The 16,258-nt window shown below is 67.8% G+C and carries 21 protein-coding genes; 9 read left to right on the forward strand and 12 right to left on the reverse strand.

Annotation, left to right across the window (positions count from 1 at the left end; all coding sequences use genetic code 11):
* Positions 1 to 96 precede the first annotated feature (96 nt).
* From ACODSC_RS01135 to ACODSC_RS01150, 4 genes are read left to right on the forward strand one after another with little or no spacing between them, the layout of a single operon-like run.
* Positions 97 to 654: a 5-formyltetrahydrofolate cyclo-ligase gene (locus tag ACODSC_RS01135; protein WP_488811017.1), complete on the forward strand. Its 558-nt coding sequence runs from the start codon at positions 97 to 99 to the stop codon at positions 652 to 654.
* Positions 655 to 685: 31 nt separating this feature from the next.
* A complete protein-coding gene (gene vapB, locus ACODSC_RS01140) occupies positions 686 to 922 on the forward strand; it encodes a type II toxin-antitoxin system VapB family antitoxin (protein WP_488811019.1) in 237 nt (78 codons plus the stop codon).
* A 1-nt stretch (position 923) separates the two neighbouring features.
* A complete protein-coding gene (locus tag ACODSC_RS01145) occupies positions 924 to 1,346 on the forward strand; it encodes a type II toxin-antitoxin system VapC family toxin (protein ID WP_426024225.1) in 423 nt (140 codons plus the stop codon).
* Complete coding sequence (locus tag ACODSC_RS01150; protein WP_488811021.1) at positions 1,343 to 2,164, forward strand: TIGR00282 family metallophosphoesterase; 822 nt, start codon at positions 1,343 to 1,345, stop codon at positions 2,162 to 2,164. The genes ACODSC_RS01145 and ACODSC_RS01150 overlap by 4 nt, the downstream gene beginning before the upstream one ends.
* A gap of 3 nt (positions 2,165 to 2,167) precedes the next feature.
* Here the strand turns inward: ACODSC_RS01150 and ACODSC_RS01155 are convergent, their stop codons facing one another.
* From ACODSC_RS01155 to purL, 7 genes are all read right to left on the reverse strand, one after another.
* Positions 2,168 to 3,733, reverse strand: coding sequence for an alkaline phosphatase D family protein (locus ACODSC_RS01155; protein ID WP_488811023.1), 1,566 nt, complete (start codon positions 3,731 to 3,733; stop codon positions 2,168 to 2,170).
* A gap of 102 nt (positions 3,734 to 3,835) precedes the next feature.
* Positions 3,836 to 4,912 (reverse strand): glycosyltransferase family 4 protein, encoded by a 1,077-nt coding sequence (locus tag ACODSC_RS01160; protein WP_488811025.1) that lies wholly within the window; start codon positions 4,910 to 4,912, stop codon positions 3,836 to 3,838.
* A gap of 71 nt (positions 4,913 to 4,983) precedes the next feature.
* The gene (locus ACODSC_RS01165; RefSeq protein WP_488811027.1) at positions 4,984 to 6,375 is read right to left on the reverse strand and encodes a cytochrome P450; all 1,392 of its coding nucleotides are present in this window, start codon (positions 6,373 to 6,375) and stop codon (positions 4,984 to 4,986) included.
* Between the two features lie 28 nt (positions 6,376 to 6,403).
* Positions 6,404 to 6,718, reverse strand: a complete 315-nt coding sequence (locus ACODSC_RS01170; RefSeq protein WP_488811029.1) for a type II toxin-antitoxin system RelE/ParE family toxin — start codon at positions 6,716 to 6,718, stop codon at positions 6,404 to 6,406.
* Between the two features lie 5 nt (positions 6,719 to 6,723).
* Positions 6,724 to 6,981, reverse strand: a complete 258-nt coding sequence (locus ACODSC_RS01175) for a ribbon-helix-helix domain-containing protein (RefSeq protein WP_488811031.1) — start codon at positions 6,979 to 6,981, stop codon at positions 6,724 to 6,726.
* 578 nt (positions 6,982 to 7,559) lie between these two features.
* The gene (locus ACODSC_RS01180; RefSeq protein ID WP_488811033.1) at positions 7,560 to 7,997 is read right to left on the reverse strand and encodes a DUF305 domain-containing protein; all 438 of its coding nucleotides are present in this window, start codon (positions 7,995 to 7,997) and stop codon (positions 7,560 to 7,562) included.
* Positions 7,994 to 10,222: a phosphoribosylformylglycinamidine synthase subunit PurL gene (gene purL / locus ACODSC_RS01185; RefSeq protein WP_488811035.1), complete on the reverse strand. Its 2,229-nt coding sequence runs from the start codon at positions 10,220 to 10,222 to the stop codon at positions 7,994 to 7,996. The genes ACODSC_RS01180 and purL overlap by 4 nt, the downstream gene beginning before the upstream one ends.
* 97 nt (positions 10,223 to 10,319) lie before the next feature.
* On the opposite strand from purL, the gene ACODSC_RS01190 reads away from it, so the two are divergent.
* Complete coding sequence (locus tag ACODSC_RS01190; RefSeq protein ID WP_488811037.1) at positions 10,320 to 10,460, forward strand: hypothetical protein; 141 nt, start codon at positions 10,320 to 10,322, stop codon at positions 10,458 to 10,460.
* Positions 10,457 to 10,708, forward strand: coding sequence for a Tat pathway signal protein (locus ACODSC_RS01195; RefSeq protein WP_488811039.1), 252 nt, complete (start codon positions 10,457 to 10,459; stop codon positions 10,706 to 10,708). Before ACODSC_RS01190 ends, ACODSC_RS01195 begins: the two co-directional genes overlap by 4 nt.
* 3 nt (positions 10,709 to 10,711) lie before the next feature.
* On the opposite strand, the gene ACODSC_RS01200 is transcribed toward ACODSC_RS01195, so the two are convergent.
* Positions 10,712 to 11,509, reverse strand: coding sequence for a hypothetical protein (locus ACODSC_RS01200; RefSeq protein ID WP_488811041.1), 798 nt, complete (start codon positions 11,507 to 11,509; stop codon positions 10,712 to 10,714).
* 117 nt (positions 11,510 to 11,626) lie between these two features.
* On the opposite strand from ACODSC_RS01200, the gene ACODSC_RS01205 reads away from it, so the two are divergent.
* Both ACODSC_RS01205 and ACODSC_RS01210 read left to right on the forward strand, forming a co-directional pair.
* A complete protein-coding gene (locus ACODSC_RS01205) occupies positions 11,627 to 12,007 on the forward strand; it encodes a hypothetical protein (RefSeq protein ID WP_488811043.1) in 381 nt (126 codons plus the stop codon).
* Positions 12,008 to 12,064: 57 nt separating this feature from the next.
* A complete protein-coding gene (locus ACODSC_RS01210) occupies positions 12,065 to 12,253 on the forward strand; it encodes a hypothetical protein (RefSeq protein ID WP_488811045.1) in 189 nt (62 codons plus the stop codon).
* A gap of 16 nt (positions 12,254 to 12,269) precedes the next feature.
* On the opposite strand, the gene purQ is transcribed toward ACODSC_RS01210, so the two are convergent.
* From purQ to ACODSC_RS01230, 4 genes are read right to left on the reverse strand one after another with little or no spacing between them, the layout of a single operon-like run.
* Positions 12,270 to 12,932 carry a phosphoribosylformylglycinamidine synthase subunit PurQ gene (gene purQ / locus ACODSC_RS01215; protein ID WP_488811047.1) on the reverse strand — a complete coding sequence of 221 codons (663 nt, stop codon included), beginning with the start codon at positions 12,930 to 12,932 and terminating at the stop codon, positions 12,270 to 12,272.
* Positions 12,933 to 12,965: 33 nt separating this feature from the next.
* Positions 12,966 to 13,196, reverse strand: a complete 231-nt coding sequence (locus ACODSC_RS01220; protein WP_488811049.1) for a hypothetical protein — start codon at positions 13,194 to 13,196, stop codon at positions 12,966 to 12,968.
* Positions 13,197 to 13,233: 37 nt separating this feature from the next.
* Positions 13,234 to 14,442 (reverse strand): MFS transporter, encoded by a 1,209-nt coding sequence (locus ACODSC_RS01225; RefSeq protein WP_488811051.1) that lies wholly within the window; start codon positions 14,440 to 14,442, stop codon positions 13,234 to 13,236.
* 60 nt (positions 14,443 to 14,502) lie between these two features.
* The gene (locus tag ACODSC_RS01230; RefSeq protein WP_488811053.1) at positions 14,503 to 14,982 is read right to left on the reverse strand and encodes a YbhB/YbcL family Raf kinase inhibitor-like protein; all 480 of its coding nucleotides are present in this window, start codon (positions 14,980 to 14,982) and stop codon (positions 14,503 to 14,505) included.
* A gap of 112 nt (positions 14,983 to 15,094) precedes the next feature.
* Here ACODSC_RS01230 and ACODSC_RS01235 point away from each other — a divergent pair, with 112 nt between their 5' ends.
* The gene (locus tag ACODSC_RS01235) at positions 15,095 to 16,258 is read left to right on the forward strand and encodes a class I SAM-dependent methyltransferase (protein ID WP_488811055.1); all 1,164 of its coding nucleotides are present in this window, start codon (positions 15,095 to 15,097) and stop codon (positions 16,256 to 16,258) included.

A 16,258-nucleotide genomic window follows, 5' to 3' on the forward strand; every position in this document is an offset into this window, starting at 1 on the left:
TTTGTGTGCTACCGCTCGCCGCGCGGCGGCTCGCTGCCTGAGCGCTTTCGTGTGCTATCGCTCGCTGCTTGAGCGCGGCGGGTGTAAGGCGGCGCAATGATCCAGGACAAGCATGAGTTCCGGTCCGCCGCGCGGGCGCTTCGCAAGCGGCTGGCGGAGATCGATCCGCTGGCCGCGTCGCGCGCGGCGGATCATGCGGACGCCCTGCCTCCCGCCGAGATCGTGGCCCTCTATCGCGCCATGGGGTCTGAACTGGATACCGATGCTCTGGCCGTGACGCTGGAGGCCGCCGGCCGTCGGCTGTGCCTGCCGGTCGTGGTCCAGCGCGACGCCCCAATGGAGTTCCGCGCCTGGTCGCCGGGCGAGCCGCTGGAACTGGACGCCGCAGGATGCCCCGCGCCCCTGCCGTTGGCGGAGGTCGTCACGCCCGATCTGATCCTGACGCCGCTGCTGGCCTATGACGATCGGGGCGGGCGCCTGGGCCAGGGGGGCGGCTACTACGACCGCACCTTCGCCGCGCGCCCGGATGTCACCCGCATCGGCTTCGCCTACGTCGGCCAGAAGGTCGAGCGGCTGGAGCTGGAACCGCACGACATCCGACTGCATGGAGTTCTGACCGAGGCGGGCTATGCGGATTTTGGCATATCCCATTGACATATACGCGCGTTGGGGCGATATCGACACCATGAGCCCCCCGCTGAAAGCCACAGTCTTCAAGTCCAATCGCTCGCAGGCCGTGCGACTGCCCAAGGCCGTCGCATTCCCAGACGATGTGAAGGAGCTGCGCGTCATCAAGGAAGGCAAGAGCCTGCGCCTGGTGCCGCTGAATGCCCTGTGGGACGACTTCTTTGATCGGCCGGGCATCCCCGATTGGCCGGATCGCGAGCCCCAAGGCGAATGGCCGGAACGCGAGCCGTTCTGAGGTGACGGATTACTTGCTTGATGCAGATATCTGCATCCATGTTCTGCGTCGGCGCGGGCCGGATTTGCGCGATAAGTTCGCCGAGGCGGTGGGTCGGATATCGATGTCCACCGTCACACTGACCGAACTGCTTGTCGGTGTGGCCAAATCGCAAAACCCTGTCTTGCGGCATGAGGAGTTGCTGAGGTTCCGGGCGCGTCTGGACCTTCTGGACTTCGACGAACAAGCCGCAGCCCACGCATCGGATATCCGCGCGAGCTTGGAACGGAGCGGGCAGAAAATCGGGCCGCTCGATACTTTACTGGCTGGCCAGGCGCGCAGCCTTGGCCTCACGGTCGTAACAGCGAACATCCGGGAGTTCTCGCGTGTCGAGGGCCTGCTGGTCGAAAACTGGCTTGGCCAGGGACAAGGCTTTCACGAATGAGACTGGCATTTTTCGGCGACGTCATCGGCAAGTCCGGCCGTGACGGGATCAGCGACCATCTTCCGGGCCTGAAGCGCGATCTGAAGCTCGACTTCGTGGTGATCAACGCCGAGAACGCGGCGGGCGGGTTCGGCATCACCGAGAATACGGCGCGTGAGTTGTTCATGGCGGGCGCGGACTGTCTGACGCTGGGCAATCACTCGTGGGACCAGCGCGAGGCCCTGACCTATATCGTGCGCGAGCCGCGTCTGATCCGGCCGGCCAACTATCCGCGCCTGATGGATGCACCGGGCGCCGGGGCCAATCTGTTCGAGACCCATTCGGGGCGCACCGTCCTGGTGATGAACGTGCTGGGCCGGGTGCATATGGACCCGATGGACGATCCGTTCGGGGCCGTCGAACGCGAGCTGGCGGCCGCGCCCCTGGGGGCTGTGGCCGATGCGGTGATCGTGGACATGCACTGCGAGGCGACCTCGGAGAAGATGGCCATGGGGCATTTCTGCGACGGGCGCGCCTCGCTGGTGGTCGGCACCCATACCCACGTCCCGACTGCGGACTGTCAGATCCTGCCCGGCGGCACGGCCTATCAGACTGACGCCGGCGGCTGCTGCGACTATGACAGCGTCATCGGCAACGAGAAGGAAGAGCCCTTGCGGCGCTTCACCACCCGGATCTCGGGCGGGCGCTACATGCCCGCGTCCGGCCCGGCGACGATCTGCGGCGTCTTCGTCGAGACCGACGACAAGACGGGCCTGGCCACGCGCGTCGAGCCGATCCGCGTCGGCGGCCGCCTGTCCCAGGCCGTGCCCGTCCTCTGAGCGTCAGGCCAGGTTCAGCGTGTTCGAACCGGCCTCGACCACCATGGTCTGACGGGTGGTCAGGACGCCGTCGCGGGTCGACACCTTGTCCAGCACCTTGAACTGGGTGGTCCAACGTTCCGGCGTCGCCTCGCACACCAGATAGCCGCGCTGGGTGTTGCGGAACTTCAGCTGGGGATTGGCGGCCAGGAACCGATCGTAGTCGGCCCGGCGGTCCACGCCGTCGCCGCCCGAACTGATCGAGGTGCCGACGAACTCCACCGCGATGGGCGCGCCTTCCGGCTGACTGCCGTCCAGCCACAGGCCGCCGGCGTAGTTCTGATGCTCGTCGCCGGTCAGGACCACGACATTGTCGATGCGGCGGTCGCGGATGTGGCCGAGCAGGCGGTTGCGCGGCACGCGATAGCCGGCCCAGCTGTCCGTATTCACGCCCTGGCCGCCGGAGGTGTTGCGGTTCAAGTCCATCATCATGACCTGCTGCGCCAGAGCCTTCCAGCGGGCGCTGGACCGGTCGAGGTTGGTCAGCAGCCAGGCTTCCTGGGCGTCGCCCAGAACCTGAGCCTCTTTCGCATTGATGCCGGCGCAGGTGGCGTTGAAGCGATCGTCGCACGGCTGATCCGAGCGGAACTGGCGGGTATCGAGGAAGGCGACGTCCAGCAGGTCGCCGTACTGGGCGCGGCGATAGGCCTGCATGGCGACGCCGCGCGGGAAGGCCGACTTCCGCATCGGCATGAACTCGTAGAAGGCCTGCATGGCGGCGGCGCGGCGCAGGTCGAAGATCTCAGGCGGGGTGTCGTCCTGATCGCGGTCGCCGACCCAGTTGTTGTCGATCTCGTGGTCGTCATAGGTGCAGAACCACGCGGCCGAGGCGCGCGAGGCCTGAAGGTCGGTGTCGGCCGTGTACTGGGAATAGCGGCGGCGGTAGTCGTCCAGGCTGTAAACCTCGCCGCCCAGGTGGACACGGGTGTTGTCCTGCGGGCCGGCGCCCGACTGATAGACGGGGTTGCCGCGCCCTTCGTAGATGTAGTCGCCGTAGCAGAAGACGAAATCCAGATCCTCTTCCGCCATCTTGCGGTGGGCGGTGTAGAAGCCGCTCTCATAGGCCTGACAGCCGGCGACGCCGAACCGCACCGCGTCGAGCGACGACCCGACCACGGGCGCGGTCTTGGCGCGACCCACGCCGCTGCGCTCGTCGCCGCACTGGAAGCGATAGAAATAGGGACGGGCGGGCTCCAACCCCTCGACCTCGACGTGGATGGAGTGGCCCAGTTCGGGGCGGGCGATCGCCTCGCCGGAGCGGACGACGGTGTTGAAGCCGCGGTCGGCCGCGACCTCCCACTTCACCGCCACGGGGGCGTTCGGCATGCCTGACCCATAGGCCAGGGGATCGGGGGCGAGGCGGGTCCAGATGACGAAGCCGTCAGGCAGCGGATCGCCGGCCGTCACGCCCAGTCGGAAGGGGTTCACGTCGAACACGGCCTGGGCCAGCGCCGGGCCGCCGTTCGACAGGGCCAGGCCCCCGCCGAAAGCCGCCAGTATCGAACGGCGCGAAAGGACGAGGCTGGTCATGGATCGCTTCCTGAGTTGAAGCTCGGCCTTATCGTTGCAATGTGACAAATTTGCTGGCGTTGGGGACGTCTTCGAACGCCGGGAAACTTCGATGGGCCGAGGTCAGGCCGCCAACCGCTGGCGGGCCTGCACCAGGGTTCTGCGGACCTGCGCCAGTTCGGCGGCGCGTCGGGCCGGGGTGTGGGTTTCCATGACGTAGCGTTGGCCGTCGCGCGCCAGGGTCGCCCGTTCTTGCGGGTTGCGGATCAGCTGGTCCATGGCCTGGGCCAGGCTCTGCGGCGTGACCGCATCGACATAGAGGGCGTGCTCGCCGCTGGCCTCGCGCAGGCCGCCGCGACCGGACGAGATCAGGGCCGCGCCCGCCGCATGGGCCTCGACCGCCGTCAGGCCGAACGGCTCCGCCCAGACCGAGGGGGTGACGGCGATGGCGGCCGACTGCATCTGTTCGCGGACGTCGGCCAAGGGAGCGGACCGAAGGACCGTGACGCGGGCGCCGTAGCGGTCCAGCGGGGCGATATGGGGCGCGGCCCATTCGGCGTGCCTGTCCCAGTCGTTCAGCATCAGCACGGCGCGCCAGTCGGGGTGGGCGTCCAGCACCTGGGGCAGGGCGGCGCACAGCACGTCCAGACCCTTTTCCGGCATGGCGCGACCGGCGAAGGCGATGACCGGCTGACGATCCTCGACCGGGGCGAACCAGGATGCGGCGTCGATGGCGTTGGGCACGGCGTAGGCGCGATCAGCGAAGCGGGGATAGGCGCGCCCGAACGCTAGCCGCTCGGCCTCGCTGACGAACACGATGCCGTCCATGCGGGCGTAACGCGAGGCGTAGCGCCAGCGGTCCAGCGCATGTCTGGCCGGCTTGAACGCGTTGTGCCGATACAGAAGATGGGCGGCGTCGGGAAAGCGGGACGAGACGGCCAGGGCCTGTTTCACATGCTGGTGGTATTCGATAAGGTCCGGCTGGAACGCCTGTAGCGCGGAGACCAGCGCGCGCTCGCGGTCGCGGCCCGGCAGGGCGACGACGCCCGGCGCCTTGTGGTCGTCGGCCCCCTCGCAGCAGAAGATCTGCGTCTCGTCGGGCCCGGTTGAGACCGCAAGCGTGCGCACGACCGTCTCCATCGAATTGGGTCGCGATTCCGAGAAGAGGCAGCCTGGAGGCAGCAGGACGGCGATGCGCAAGGTGTCATCCGAAGAGGCGTTGTCGCGGCCTATAGGCGGTTTGGCGTCCGGCCGCGACGGTCTTGTTCACGTCAGGGGCGACGCCGCGCCCTTAGCCGCAATCGCATCGGCTCGCGGCTGCGCAGGGTGATCTGATGGACGGGGCGGGGTTCGACCGTCGTCAGGGGCTCGACGTCGGCGGCGCGCAGGATGGAGGCCAGGGCGATCAACGCCTCCTGGATGGCGAAGGCGGCGCCGATGCAGACACGGGGACCGGCGCTGAAGGGGATGTAGGCGTAGCGGTCCACGGACTTGCGATTCTGCGGCAGGAAGCGTTCCGGCCTGAAGGCGTCGGGGTCGTCCCACAGCAGGCTGTGGCGTTGCAGGATCCACGGCGAGATGATGACGGTGGCGCCGGCCTTGATCGGCTGGCCGCCGATCTCGTCGTCGGCCAGGGCCTTGCGGGCCATGGTCGGGGCGGGCGGGAACAGGCGCATGGTCTCGTCCAGAACGGCGCGGGTCCAGGGCAGGGCGTCGGCCCATTTGGGGTCGGAGACGTCGAAGGCGTCGGCTTCGGCCTGGAGCCGGGCCAAGTATTCTGGCTGCCGCGACAGCAGGTGCAGGGTCCAGCCCAGAGCGCGGGCCGTGGTCTCGTGCCCCGCCAGGATGAAGGTCAGGATGTTGGCGGCGACCTCTTCGTCCGAAAGGCCGGGACCGCCGTTCTCGTCGCGGGCCAGCAGAAGGGCGCTGAGCAGGTCGTCGGGGGCTGCGTCGCCGGCTTCGATGCGGGCGCGGCGGGCCTCGACCAGTTTGGTGACGCGCTGTTCGAAGAATCGGGCCGAGCGGAAGCTGGCCAGACGGCCAAGGCGCGGCGCCCAGTCCGGGGCGCCCAGCACGTCCAGCGGATCGATGCGCGCTCCGTTTGCCAGGAACTGGTTCAGGGCGCGCTCGAACCCGCGCGCCTCGCCGCCCAGTTCGTCGGAGAACATGGTGGCGGACAGGATGTCGAAGGTCAGGCCGGACATCTCGGAATCGATGTCGAGCACCCGCCCGCGCGCGGACAGGGACCAGCCAGCCACGCGCGCGTGACAGACCTCGGCCATGCGGGCGTTCAGGGTGGCCATCTTGGCGGGGGTGAAGAGCGGGGCCAGGATGCGGCGCGCGCGGCGCCAGGTGTCGCCTTCGGTCAGCAGCAGGCCCTCGGCCAGCATGGGGCCCAGCACGCGGCGTTGCAGGTCGCCCTTCTCATAGTTGGCGGCATTCTCAGTCAGGACGTGGCGGACGCCCTCGGGGTGGCTGACCACCAGGATTTCGCCGAAGGCGCTGTTGCCGTGCAGTTGCGGCTCGGTGAAGTGCCGCTCCGACCACATCTGGATCGGGTCGCGCCAGCTGATCCACAGAAAGGGAAGCAGCGACAGGGGCTTGCCGGTCCGCCGGGGCGGTATGGCGGGGCGGAAGATGGTGTCGGCCGTCGTCGCGTCCATAGGACCGTCCCTTAAGCAAGTCGCCGGCTCAGCCGGGCGCATCGTCCCTGAAACGTTCTATCTGGTGCATGCGTTCATGCAGGATCGTCACGATCCCGACGGCGCCGTCCGACAGGGTGCGCCAGTAGATGTAATGATGCTCGCATCGTGTGTAGAACCCATCGACGCCGAACTCGGCAGGGATGGCGCGCCATGCGACCCGGCGGGCCGCGATGTCCTCGAAACAGGCGAACAGGCGACGGATGTAGGTCTGCCCTTGCGCCTCGCCCCAGGTCTCGCAGCTGTAGGCGTAGATGTCGTCGAGCCGACGACTGGCCGCTTCCTGAATGCGAAAGTCGGCCACGACGCTCAGCGTCGGGCGTTGCGAGCGAAGACGGCGTCGGCGTCCAGAGCCGTATAACTGGACTCAGGCGCAGCGAAGGCCGCCGTCAGTTCAGCCTTGAGCCGTTCGAAACTCGCCGCCTCCACCCGCTCGCGGTCGCGTCTGATGAGGTCACGGACGTATTCGCTGACGTTCTCATAGGCGCCGTCCCTGCCCACGTTTTGTGAAACGAAGTCACTCAACGGGCCGGTGACGCGGACGTTCAAGGTCATAGAGTTCGGCATGACGCTCTCCTCGTTCCTCAATATGAGGAATATTGAGGACGCTGCAAGTGGCGTCTATCCCTATCAATGACGTCAGCGCGGGCGTGACGCCCGGCCGATAACACCCAATAGCCGCGCCATGTCTTCAGCGGCCAAATCCTTCGCACGTTGGCTTGAGGCTGCGGGCTTAGGAACAGGGGCCGCGGCCGCCGCTGCAGCCGTTTGAGAGGCTCTCTTCTTTTCGCGCCGCTCGAACAGAAAGCGTTGAAGACCCCAGACAAGGTGAGGCGTCCACGGCTGGCCGCAGGCGGTTGTCTTCCCCGACTTGTTCAGCAGGCCGGCGACCTCGTTGGGTCGGGTGAAGCCGCCCTTGAAACAGGCGCGGAGCAGAGGGTCGAGCTCATCCAGGAACGCCTCCTTGGAGCGATCGCGAAAGGCGAAATGCTTCAGCTCGTCTCTGGTGATCTGTGACGGCTTGGACGACGGTCTTCCGGCAGGCCGCTCCGGCTTATGCGCCCGGGCGCGTCCAGTCGGCGTCGCCTTGGCCTTGGAGGGACCCGCCCGTTTTCCACCGCCGAGATAGGGTCCTTTAGCCATCCTCACTTCGCTGGCGCGGATGTCGGCGCCCAGGCCTTCATTTCGGCGATCTCGCGCGTCTGGGCATCGACGACGCTCTGGGCCATGCGGCGGATTTCGGGGTCGCGGCTGTCACGCAGGGCGACTTCGGCCATGGCGACGGCGCCTTCGTGGTGGGCGATCATCTTGGCGACATATGCCTGGTCGACCGTCTGGCCGGATGCGGCGGCCATCTTTTCGTGCATCTCGGCTTCGGACGCAGCGAAGGCCTGATCGCCGGGCGTAGGGCCGACCTTGCCGTGACCGGCGTGGCCGGCGGCCTGGGTCTCGGCCGTGGTGCGGGTCGCCGCCGCATGGTTGGCGGCCGACGTGTCGCGCAGCGCCTGCTCCACCGGGTCGCCGCCGCCGTCGCAGGCGGCCAGCAGACCGAGCAGAGCGAGGGGGGCGAGGACGCGGATCATGCGGCGTCGCCCAGCCAGCCCGGCATCCAGCCTTCGTGCCATTCGCGCAGATGGGCGACGGGGATGCTGAACAATTCGCCTTTGTCGCCGCGAGAGGCGAAGGCGTCGCCGCCGGCGTGGCCGACGACCGAGGCGTGCAGGCCGGCGGCCTGGGCCTTGGCGATCAGGGCGTCGGCGTCGGGGACCGCGACCAGGTAACGGGCCTGATCCTCGCCGAACAGGAAGATGTGGGCGTGGGTCGCGCTGGAGGCGTCCAGGGTCACGCCGACGTCGGAGGCCAGGGCCAGGTCGGCGGCGGCGCCGATCAGACCGCCGTCCGAAAGGTCGTGAACCACGGTCAGGTCGCCGGCCTCGATCAGATCGCGCACGAAGTCGCCGGTCTTCTTTTCCAGCTTCAGGTCGACGGGGGGCGGGGCGCCGTCCTCGCGGCCCAGGACCTCGCGCAGATAGATGGAGGCGCCCAGTTCGCCGACGGTCTGGCCGATCAGGACCAGGGTGTCGCCCGCCGCCATGGTCGAGAAGTTGGTCACCACGTCATAGTTGGGCAGCAGGCCCACCGCGCCGACAGTCGGGGTCGGCGGAATGGCGACGCCGTTGGTCTCGTTGTAGAGCGACACGTTGCCGCTCACGACCGGGAAGACCAGTTCGCGGCAGGCCTCGGCCATGCCGTCGATGGCGCGGACGATCTGGCCCATGATCTCGGGGCGTTGCGGATTGCCGAAGTTGAGGTTGTCGGTGATGGCGATGGGGCGCGAGCCGACGGCGGTCAGGTTGCGCCAGGCCTCGGCCACGGCCTGTTTGCCGCCCTCGTAAGGGTCGTTCTGGACATAGCGCGGGGTGCAGTCCGAGGTCACGGCCAAACCCTTGTCCGTGCCGTGGACGCGGACCACGCCGGCGTCGGCGCCGGTGGCCGAGTCCTGAAGCGTGTCGGCCATGACGTGGCGGTCGTACTGTTCCCAGATCCAGCGTTTGGAGGCCATGTCGGGGCAGGCGATCACCTTCATCACCGCATCGGCCCAGTTTTCGGGCGCGGGAATGTCGGAAGGGTTCAGCCTGGGCTGGAGCTCTGGCTGGACCCAGGGGCGGTCGTACAGGGGGGCGTCGTCGAACAGGGGCGCCAGGGGTACGTCGCAGACCGTCTCGCCGTGATGCTTCAGCACCAGACGGCCGGTGTCGGTGGTGACGCCGATGGTGGCGGCGTCCAGGCCCCATTTCTTGAAGATGCGTTCGCCGTCGGCCTCGCGGCCGGGCTTGAGGACCGCCAGCATCCGCTCCTGGCTTTCCGACAGCATCATCTCATAGGCGGTCATGCCCTCTTCGCGCTGGGGCACGGCATCCATGTTCAGCTCGATGCCGACGCCGCCCTTGCCGGCCATTTCGACCGAGGAGGAGGTCAGGCCGGCCGCGCCCATGTCCTGGATCGCGGCGACGGCGCCCGAGGCCATCAGTTCGAGGGTGGCCTCGATCAGCAGTTTCTCGGCGAAGGGGTCGCCGACCTGGACGGTGGGGCGTTTCGATTCCGACTCATCGTCGAACTCGGCCGAGGACATGGTCGCGCCGTGGATGCCGTCGCGGCCGGTCTTGGAGCCGAAATAGACCACCGACAGACCCGCCGAGGGCGCGGCCGAATAGAAGATGCTGTCCGACTTGGCCAAGCCCACGCACATGGCGTTGACCAGGATGTTGCCGTTGTAGCCGGCGTGGAAATTGGTCTCGCCCGCCACGGTCGGCACGCCCACGCAGTTGCCGTAACCGCCGATGCCGGAGACGACGCCCTTGACCAGCCGCTTGGTCTTTTCGTGCGACGGGTCGCCGAAGCGCAGGGCGTTCAGCAGGGCCACGGGCCGGGCGCCCATGGTGAAGACGTCGCGCATGATGCCGCCCACGCCCGTCGCCGCGCCCTGATAGGGTTCGATGTAGGAGGGGTGGTTGTGGCTCTCCATCTTGAAGATGCAGGCGTCGCCGTCGTCGATGTCGATCACCCCGGCGTTCTCACCCGGCCCGCAGATGACGCGGTCGCCGGTGGTCGGGAACTTGCCCAGATGGATCTTGGAGGATTTGTACGAGCAGTGCTCGGACCACATGACCGAGAAGACGCCCAGTTCGACATGGTTGGGCTCTCGGCCCAGCCGGTCGAGGACGACCTGATATTCATTGGGGGCCAGGCCGTATTCGGCGGCCAGTTCGGCCATCGTTTTGACGGGGGTCTTTTCAGGAGCGCTCATGGGCGGCGCTTCTAGCCGCAGATGGGCCAAATGTCAGCCCGCAGGAACATCGAACATCGCCGGTGGTTGATTTCGACGACAGTCACAGGAGCCGACCATGACCGATACGCCCATCGACCCCGCTGCAACCCCCGAAGACGACGACCTGCCCGAGATCGCCGCCGACGATGCCGGCGCCTCCGCCCTGGCCGAAGAAGTGCAGAACCGCGCAGAAGACGGCGAGGAGGACGCGGCATGAGCAAGCCCCACACCGACCGCATCATGCCGGCCTCTGGTCAGCAGATGGATCGCTCGAACGATCCCGAAACCACCGCCGAAATGGACGCCGCCGCGCCGGAGGCCGCAATGGCCAGCCGCCGTCAGCGGTTGACGGGCTCGGCGGTCGGCGTGGGCAGCGTCGGCTTCGATGAGAACGGCGCCTTCGACGTGGGCGCCGACAATCACGCGCCGCAGGGCGACGCCGTCACCGATACGACCAAGCCCTGAGCCTTAGCGGGCGCGCTCGACGCCCGGCCGCAGGCGGAAGGTCAGCAGCAGCCCGCCGATCAGCAGGACGATGGCTCCGGCCAGAGCAGTGAAGGCGACGGCGGACTTGTCCGCCTGTTCCGCGACGAAGGCGCCCAGCAGGCCCCAGGCCGTCGGCAGCGGATAGGCCATGGTCCGCAGAACCGCTGTCGCCGCCAGCGCGACAACCACCACAGCCACGATGGCGACGATGGCCCACAGGCTGGGCGACAGGGCGGCGGGCAGGGCGTCGAACGCCGTCACCGTCGTGATCAGGTTTAGCGGCGCCGCCACCGTCAGCCAACCCGCGAGGGCGGCGAGCGGCCAGACCAGCAGGATGCGCTCGCGGTCCATCAGCCGTAGCGCACGGATATGGCCCGACACCGCCAGCAGCGGCAGCAGCAGGGCGATCAGCGAGGCGAAGATCACCCCCACGCTGGCGGCCTTCAGGTTCAACGCCGCCACGATGATCCAGAAGCCGATGCCGAAGAAGGCGACGGCGGACGGCAGGCCCATCCGGCTCAATAACGGGCTCTCCCCGGTTTGCGGCAGGGCCTGGCGGATCGCATAGGCCAAGATGCCGACATAGATCAGGCCCCAGATCGAGAAGGCGTAGCCCGCGACCCGCAGGGTGCTGTTTCCGTCAGCCGCGAACTCGGCCTGGGTCAGGCCCAGCCCGGCCAGGTTCTGAACCAGGGGCACGACGATGGCGAAGACGGCGGCGGCCAGCACCACGAGACGGCGGCTGCGCTGGCGGGGCGTGGGGCGGATGATGGAGGACATGAAGGTTCCCGTGCGACGCTTATCGGCCCTTTACGCACCGGACCGTCAGAAGGTTCATCCCGCGCCTAAAGAAAAGTGAAGCTTGCAATGGTGAACGGCGGCCTCATCCTGCGCGCCATGAAGAACAAAACTTGCCTTCTTCGCCTGTGCCTTGCGGCCTTCGCGGCCCTTGCGTTCGCGGGCGAGGGGCGGGCGCAGACCACGACCCTGACGCCGCCCGTGCAGGTGGCCTGGACGCGGGTGCGCGCCGCCCTGACGCCCGAGCAACAGGCCAATGAAGTGCGCAGCTTCCTGTCGGCCTTGGCCTCGGCTGAGGGTCGGTCGACCCTGCCGCCGCTGGATGCGCGCGATATCGCCTCGGGCCGCGCGGTGTCGCTGGACGATCCCGCCCTGCTGCAACGCCCCCAGGCGCACGAGATCACCGTGACCGTCGGCGGCCAGTTCCTGATCTTCCGCCCCCTGTCGCGCGCCAGTCTGGAGCCGTTTTTCGGTCGGTAGGAACAATCGCCGGGACCGAACGGTTGTCAGGGTCAGCCTTCAACACAGGAAGACACCATGGCCGATCCCGACACAGACGACACGCCCTCGCTGGAAGACGAGGTCGAAGCCAACCTGGCCATCGAACAAGGCCTGGGCGTCGGCGCCCGCGAACTGGCTGCCCAGCGCGATCCGGGCGGCGTGGTGACCGAGGACGAAGACCCGGAAATGGAAGACGGCGCTTCCGTCACCGAAGACGAAGGCTAAGGGGCTATGCGGCGGCTCAAGCCGCCGCGTAAACGCTCTGGAACAGGGTCGCGCCGTCGGCCGAGCCCAGTTCGGCCTCGAAGGCCCGGTCGGGGTGGGGCATCATGCCTAGCACATTGCCGCGGCTGTTCTGGATGCCGGCGATGTCGTTGACCGAGCCGTTGGGGTTGTCGACGTAGCGGAATACGACCTGGCCGTCGCCTTCGATGCGGGCCAGGGTCTCGGCGTCGGCGAAGAAGTTTCCGTCGCCGTTGCCCTGGGTCATGACCACCTCGCGCTGGCCCTGATAGCCGGCGGTGAAGCGGGTCTGGCCGTTGGCGACGGTCAGGGCGATGGGCTTGCAGACGTATTTCAAACCCTTGTTGCGCAGCAGGGCGCCGGGCAGCATGCCGGCCTCGCACAGGATCTGGAAGCCGTTGCAGATGCCGACCACGGCGACGCCATTGTCAGCAGCTTGCTTGACTGCCTGCATCACCGGCGACTGGGCCGCCATGGCGCCGCAGCGCAGATAGTCGCCGTAGGAAAAGCCGCCGGGAATGACGATCAGGTCCAGGCCCTGGGGCAGTTCCGTCTCGGCATGCCAGACCATCGAGACGGGCTCGCCGGTGGAGCGTTCGACGGCGACCTTGCAGTCGCGATCACAGTTGGAACCGGGGAAGACGATGACGGCTGCGCTCATGGCGCGGGCCTCTAGCACCGTTTTCGGGAAATGTCAGTGGGCGGGTTCGAGAAGTCCCAGCCGCGTCTCGATCCGGCCGAGGCGGGCGTCCTGACGATCGACGATCTGATACAGGTTGGAGACGTCCTGGTTCAGACCGTTGAGGTGCAGACGCATGGCCTGAAGCTCGCCCTTCACGTCGGCCATATTGCCGTCGATACGGTCCAAGCGTGTCTGCATGGACTTGAGCACTTCGTAGATCAGGTCATTGGTCACTTCGGCCATGTCTCACTTTAACAGAATGGCTGGCGGAGTGAAACGCTCAGGTTGAGGCCGTCACGCGCGCCCGGCCTGTCAGCCAGGCCACCAGGAAGATGGCGAATCCGCCCAGCGACAGGCCCACGCCGACCCAGGCGGTCGAAGTCCAGCCGTAGCCGGCCGCGATGGCCATGCCGCCCAGCAGGGGGCCGATGGCGTTGGCGGTGTTGAAGGCCGAGTGGTTCAGCGCCGCCGCCAGGGTCTGGGCGTCGCCGGCGACATCCATCAGCCGGGTCTGCAACACCGAGCCCAGGCCGCCGCCGCCGCCGATCAGGAAGACGACGCCCATCACCGCCCACAGGTTTGACGCCGCCAGGGGATAGAGCGCCAGGGCCGCCGCGCTCCACAGCAACAGGCCGCCGGCCGCCTTGAACCCCACATGGTCGGCCGCCCAGGCGCCCAGGATATTGCCCAGGAACATGCCGACCCCGAACACGGCGAAGACCCAGGGCAGGACCTCTGCTCCCACGCCCGTCACCGCCTGCAGCGTCGAGGCCAGATAGGCATAGACCGCGAACATGCCGCCGAAGCCGACAGCGCCGACGCCCAGCGTCAGCCAGACCTGGCTCCGTTTCAGCGCGCCCAGCTCGCGCCAGGGGCTGGCGTCGGGATGGGCCGGATCGCGTGGGGCGAACAGGGCGACCAGGGCCATGGTGATCACGGCCAGCACGCCCACGATGGCGAAGGTCCAGCGCCAGCCATAGGCATGGCTGATGATGTTGACGACGGGCACGCCCAGCACCGTCCCGACCGTCAGTCCCATCAGGATGGTCGAGACCGCCCGTGTGCGGAAATGCAGCGGCACGATGGAGGCCGCGACCAGGGCCGCCACCCCGAAATAGGCCCCGTGCGGCAGGCCGCTAAGGAAGCGGAACACCAGCATCCAGCCATAGGTGGGCGCCAGCGCGCTGAGCACGTTGCCGATGGCGAACAGGGCCATGAAGCCGATCAGCAGCAGCCAGCGCGGCAACCGCGCCCCCAGCACCGCCAGGATCGGCGCCCCGACGACGACGCCGGCGGCATAGGCGCTGATGACATGGCCGGCGGTCGGCGCATCAACGCCCAGGCCAGCGGCGAAGTCGGGCAGGATGCTCATGGCCGCGAACTCGGTCACGCCGATGGCGAAGCCGCCCATGGCCAGGGCGATCAGCACGAGGGCGACCGCCCCGCGCGAGCGGACGGGAAGGGCGGTGTCGAGGGCGGCGTCTGTCATGTTGCGCTGCAAACTAATCAGCGTTCATGACGCGACAAGGGCGACGCCGCCCGATCGCGATCACGCTTTGTTTTCGTAGGTGGCCGTGATCGAGGCCTTGGCCAGGGTGTGGAAGTGCAGGTTGAAGCCGAACACGGCGCCGGAATCGTCGGCCGTGACGTCCAGCCGCTCCGTATCCACGGCGAAAACGGTGAAGATATAGCGGTGCGGTCCGTGGCCGGGGGGCGGGGCGGCGCCGCCGAAGCCGGCCTTGCCGTAGTCCGTGCGCCCCTGCACCGCGCCATGGGGCAGGTCGCCGTCGGGCGATCCCGCGCCGGTGGCCAGTTCGGCGACATCGGCGGGGATGTTGGCCACGGTCCAGTGCCAGAAGCCCGAACCGGTCGGGGCGTCGGGGTCGTAACAGGTGACGGCGTAGCTCTTCGTGCCCTCCGGCGCGCCCGACCACGCCAGATGGGGCGAGGTGTCGCCCTTGGCATGCACCTGGGCATCGGACAGGACGCCTCCGTCCTGAACATCGCGCGAGGTGAGGGTGAAGGTCATGCGTCTCTCCGTTTCGTGATCGTCAGTTAAACGGCGTCGGATGACGAGACGTTGCACTGCGACATTCTGTCACTAGCTGTGTTGTCGATAGGGTCAAGACGAGGATGGGCGCATGCTTCAATCCCTCATCGACAGGATATTCCGCACACGGGCGATCGCCGTGAGGCTTCCTGGCGGCCGCACGCTGAAGGCGGGGCCTGGCGAGCCGGAACTGACCGTGGTCATCGACGATGCGCGGACGGCCCTGGCGATCGGGGCGAACCCGGAGCTGAAGCTGGGCGAGGCCTATATGGCGGGCGCGCTTCGGATCGAGGGCGGATCTATCTACGATTTCGTGGCGCTGGCCGCCTCGCAACTGGCCCGCGCGCCGCGGCGGCTGGGGCCGGGCTGGCGTCTGCGCCGGGCGATCGAACAGGCCAACGACCGCGCCCATGCGCGCGCCAATGTGCATCACCACTACGACCTGACGGTGGACTTCTATCGCCTCTTCCTGGACGCGGACTTGCAATATTCCTGCGCCTATTTCGAGACGCCGGAAGCGACGCTGGAGCAGGCGCAGATCGCCAAGAAGCGGCGGCTGATCGACAAGCTGGTGCTGTCGCCGGGTCAGCGGGCGCTGGACATCGGCTGCGGCTGGGGCGGCCTGGGCCTGTCGCTGGCCGAGGCGGGGGCCCGCGTCACCGGCGTGACCCTGTCGACCGAACAGCACCGCACCGCCAATGCGCGGGCGGGCGAACGGGGGCTGGCCGATCGGGCCGAGTTCCGGCTGCAGGACTACCGCGACCTGAACGAGCCGTTCGATCGGATCATTTCCGTGGGCATGTTCGAACACGTGGGCGCGCCGAACTATCAGGAATATTTCGATACGGTGGCGCGGCTGCTGAGCGACGACGGGGTGGCGGTGGTCCATTCCATCGGCCGCAAGGGGCCGCCCAGCCGCACCCAGCCGTGGGTCCGCAAATACATCTTTCCCGGCGGCTACATCCCGGCCCTGTCCGAAGTGCTGCCCGCCATCGAGCGCGCCGGCCTGTGGGTCACGGACATGGAGGTGCTGCGGCTGCACTACGCCGAGACGCTGCGGGCGTGGCGCACGCGGTTCCTAGCCCGCCGCGACGAGGCCGTGGCCATGTACGATGAGCGGTTCTGCCGGATGTGGGAGTTCTACCTCGCGGTCAGCGAGGTCGCCTTCCGCGAACTGGGCCAGATGGTGTTCCAGCTCCAGTTGACGAAGCGACCGGACGCCGCGCCGCTGACGCGGGACTATCTGTGCCGATGA

It is taken from the genome of Brevundimonas sp. FG128 (assembly GCF_057809775.1).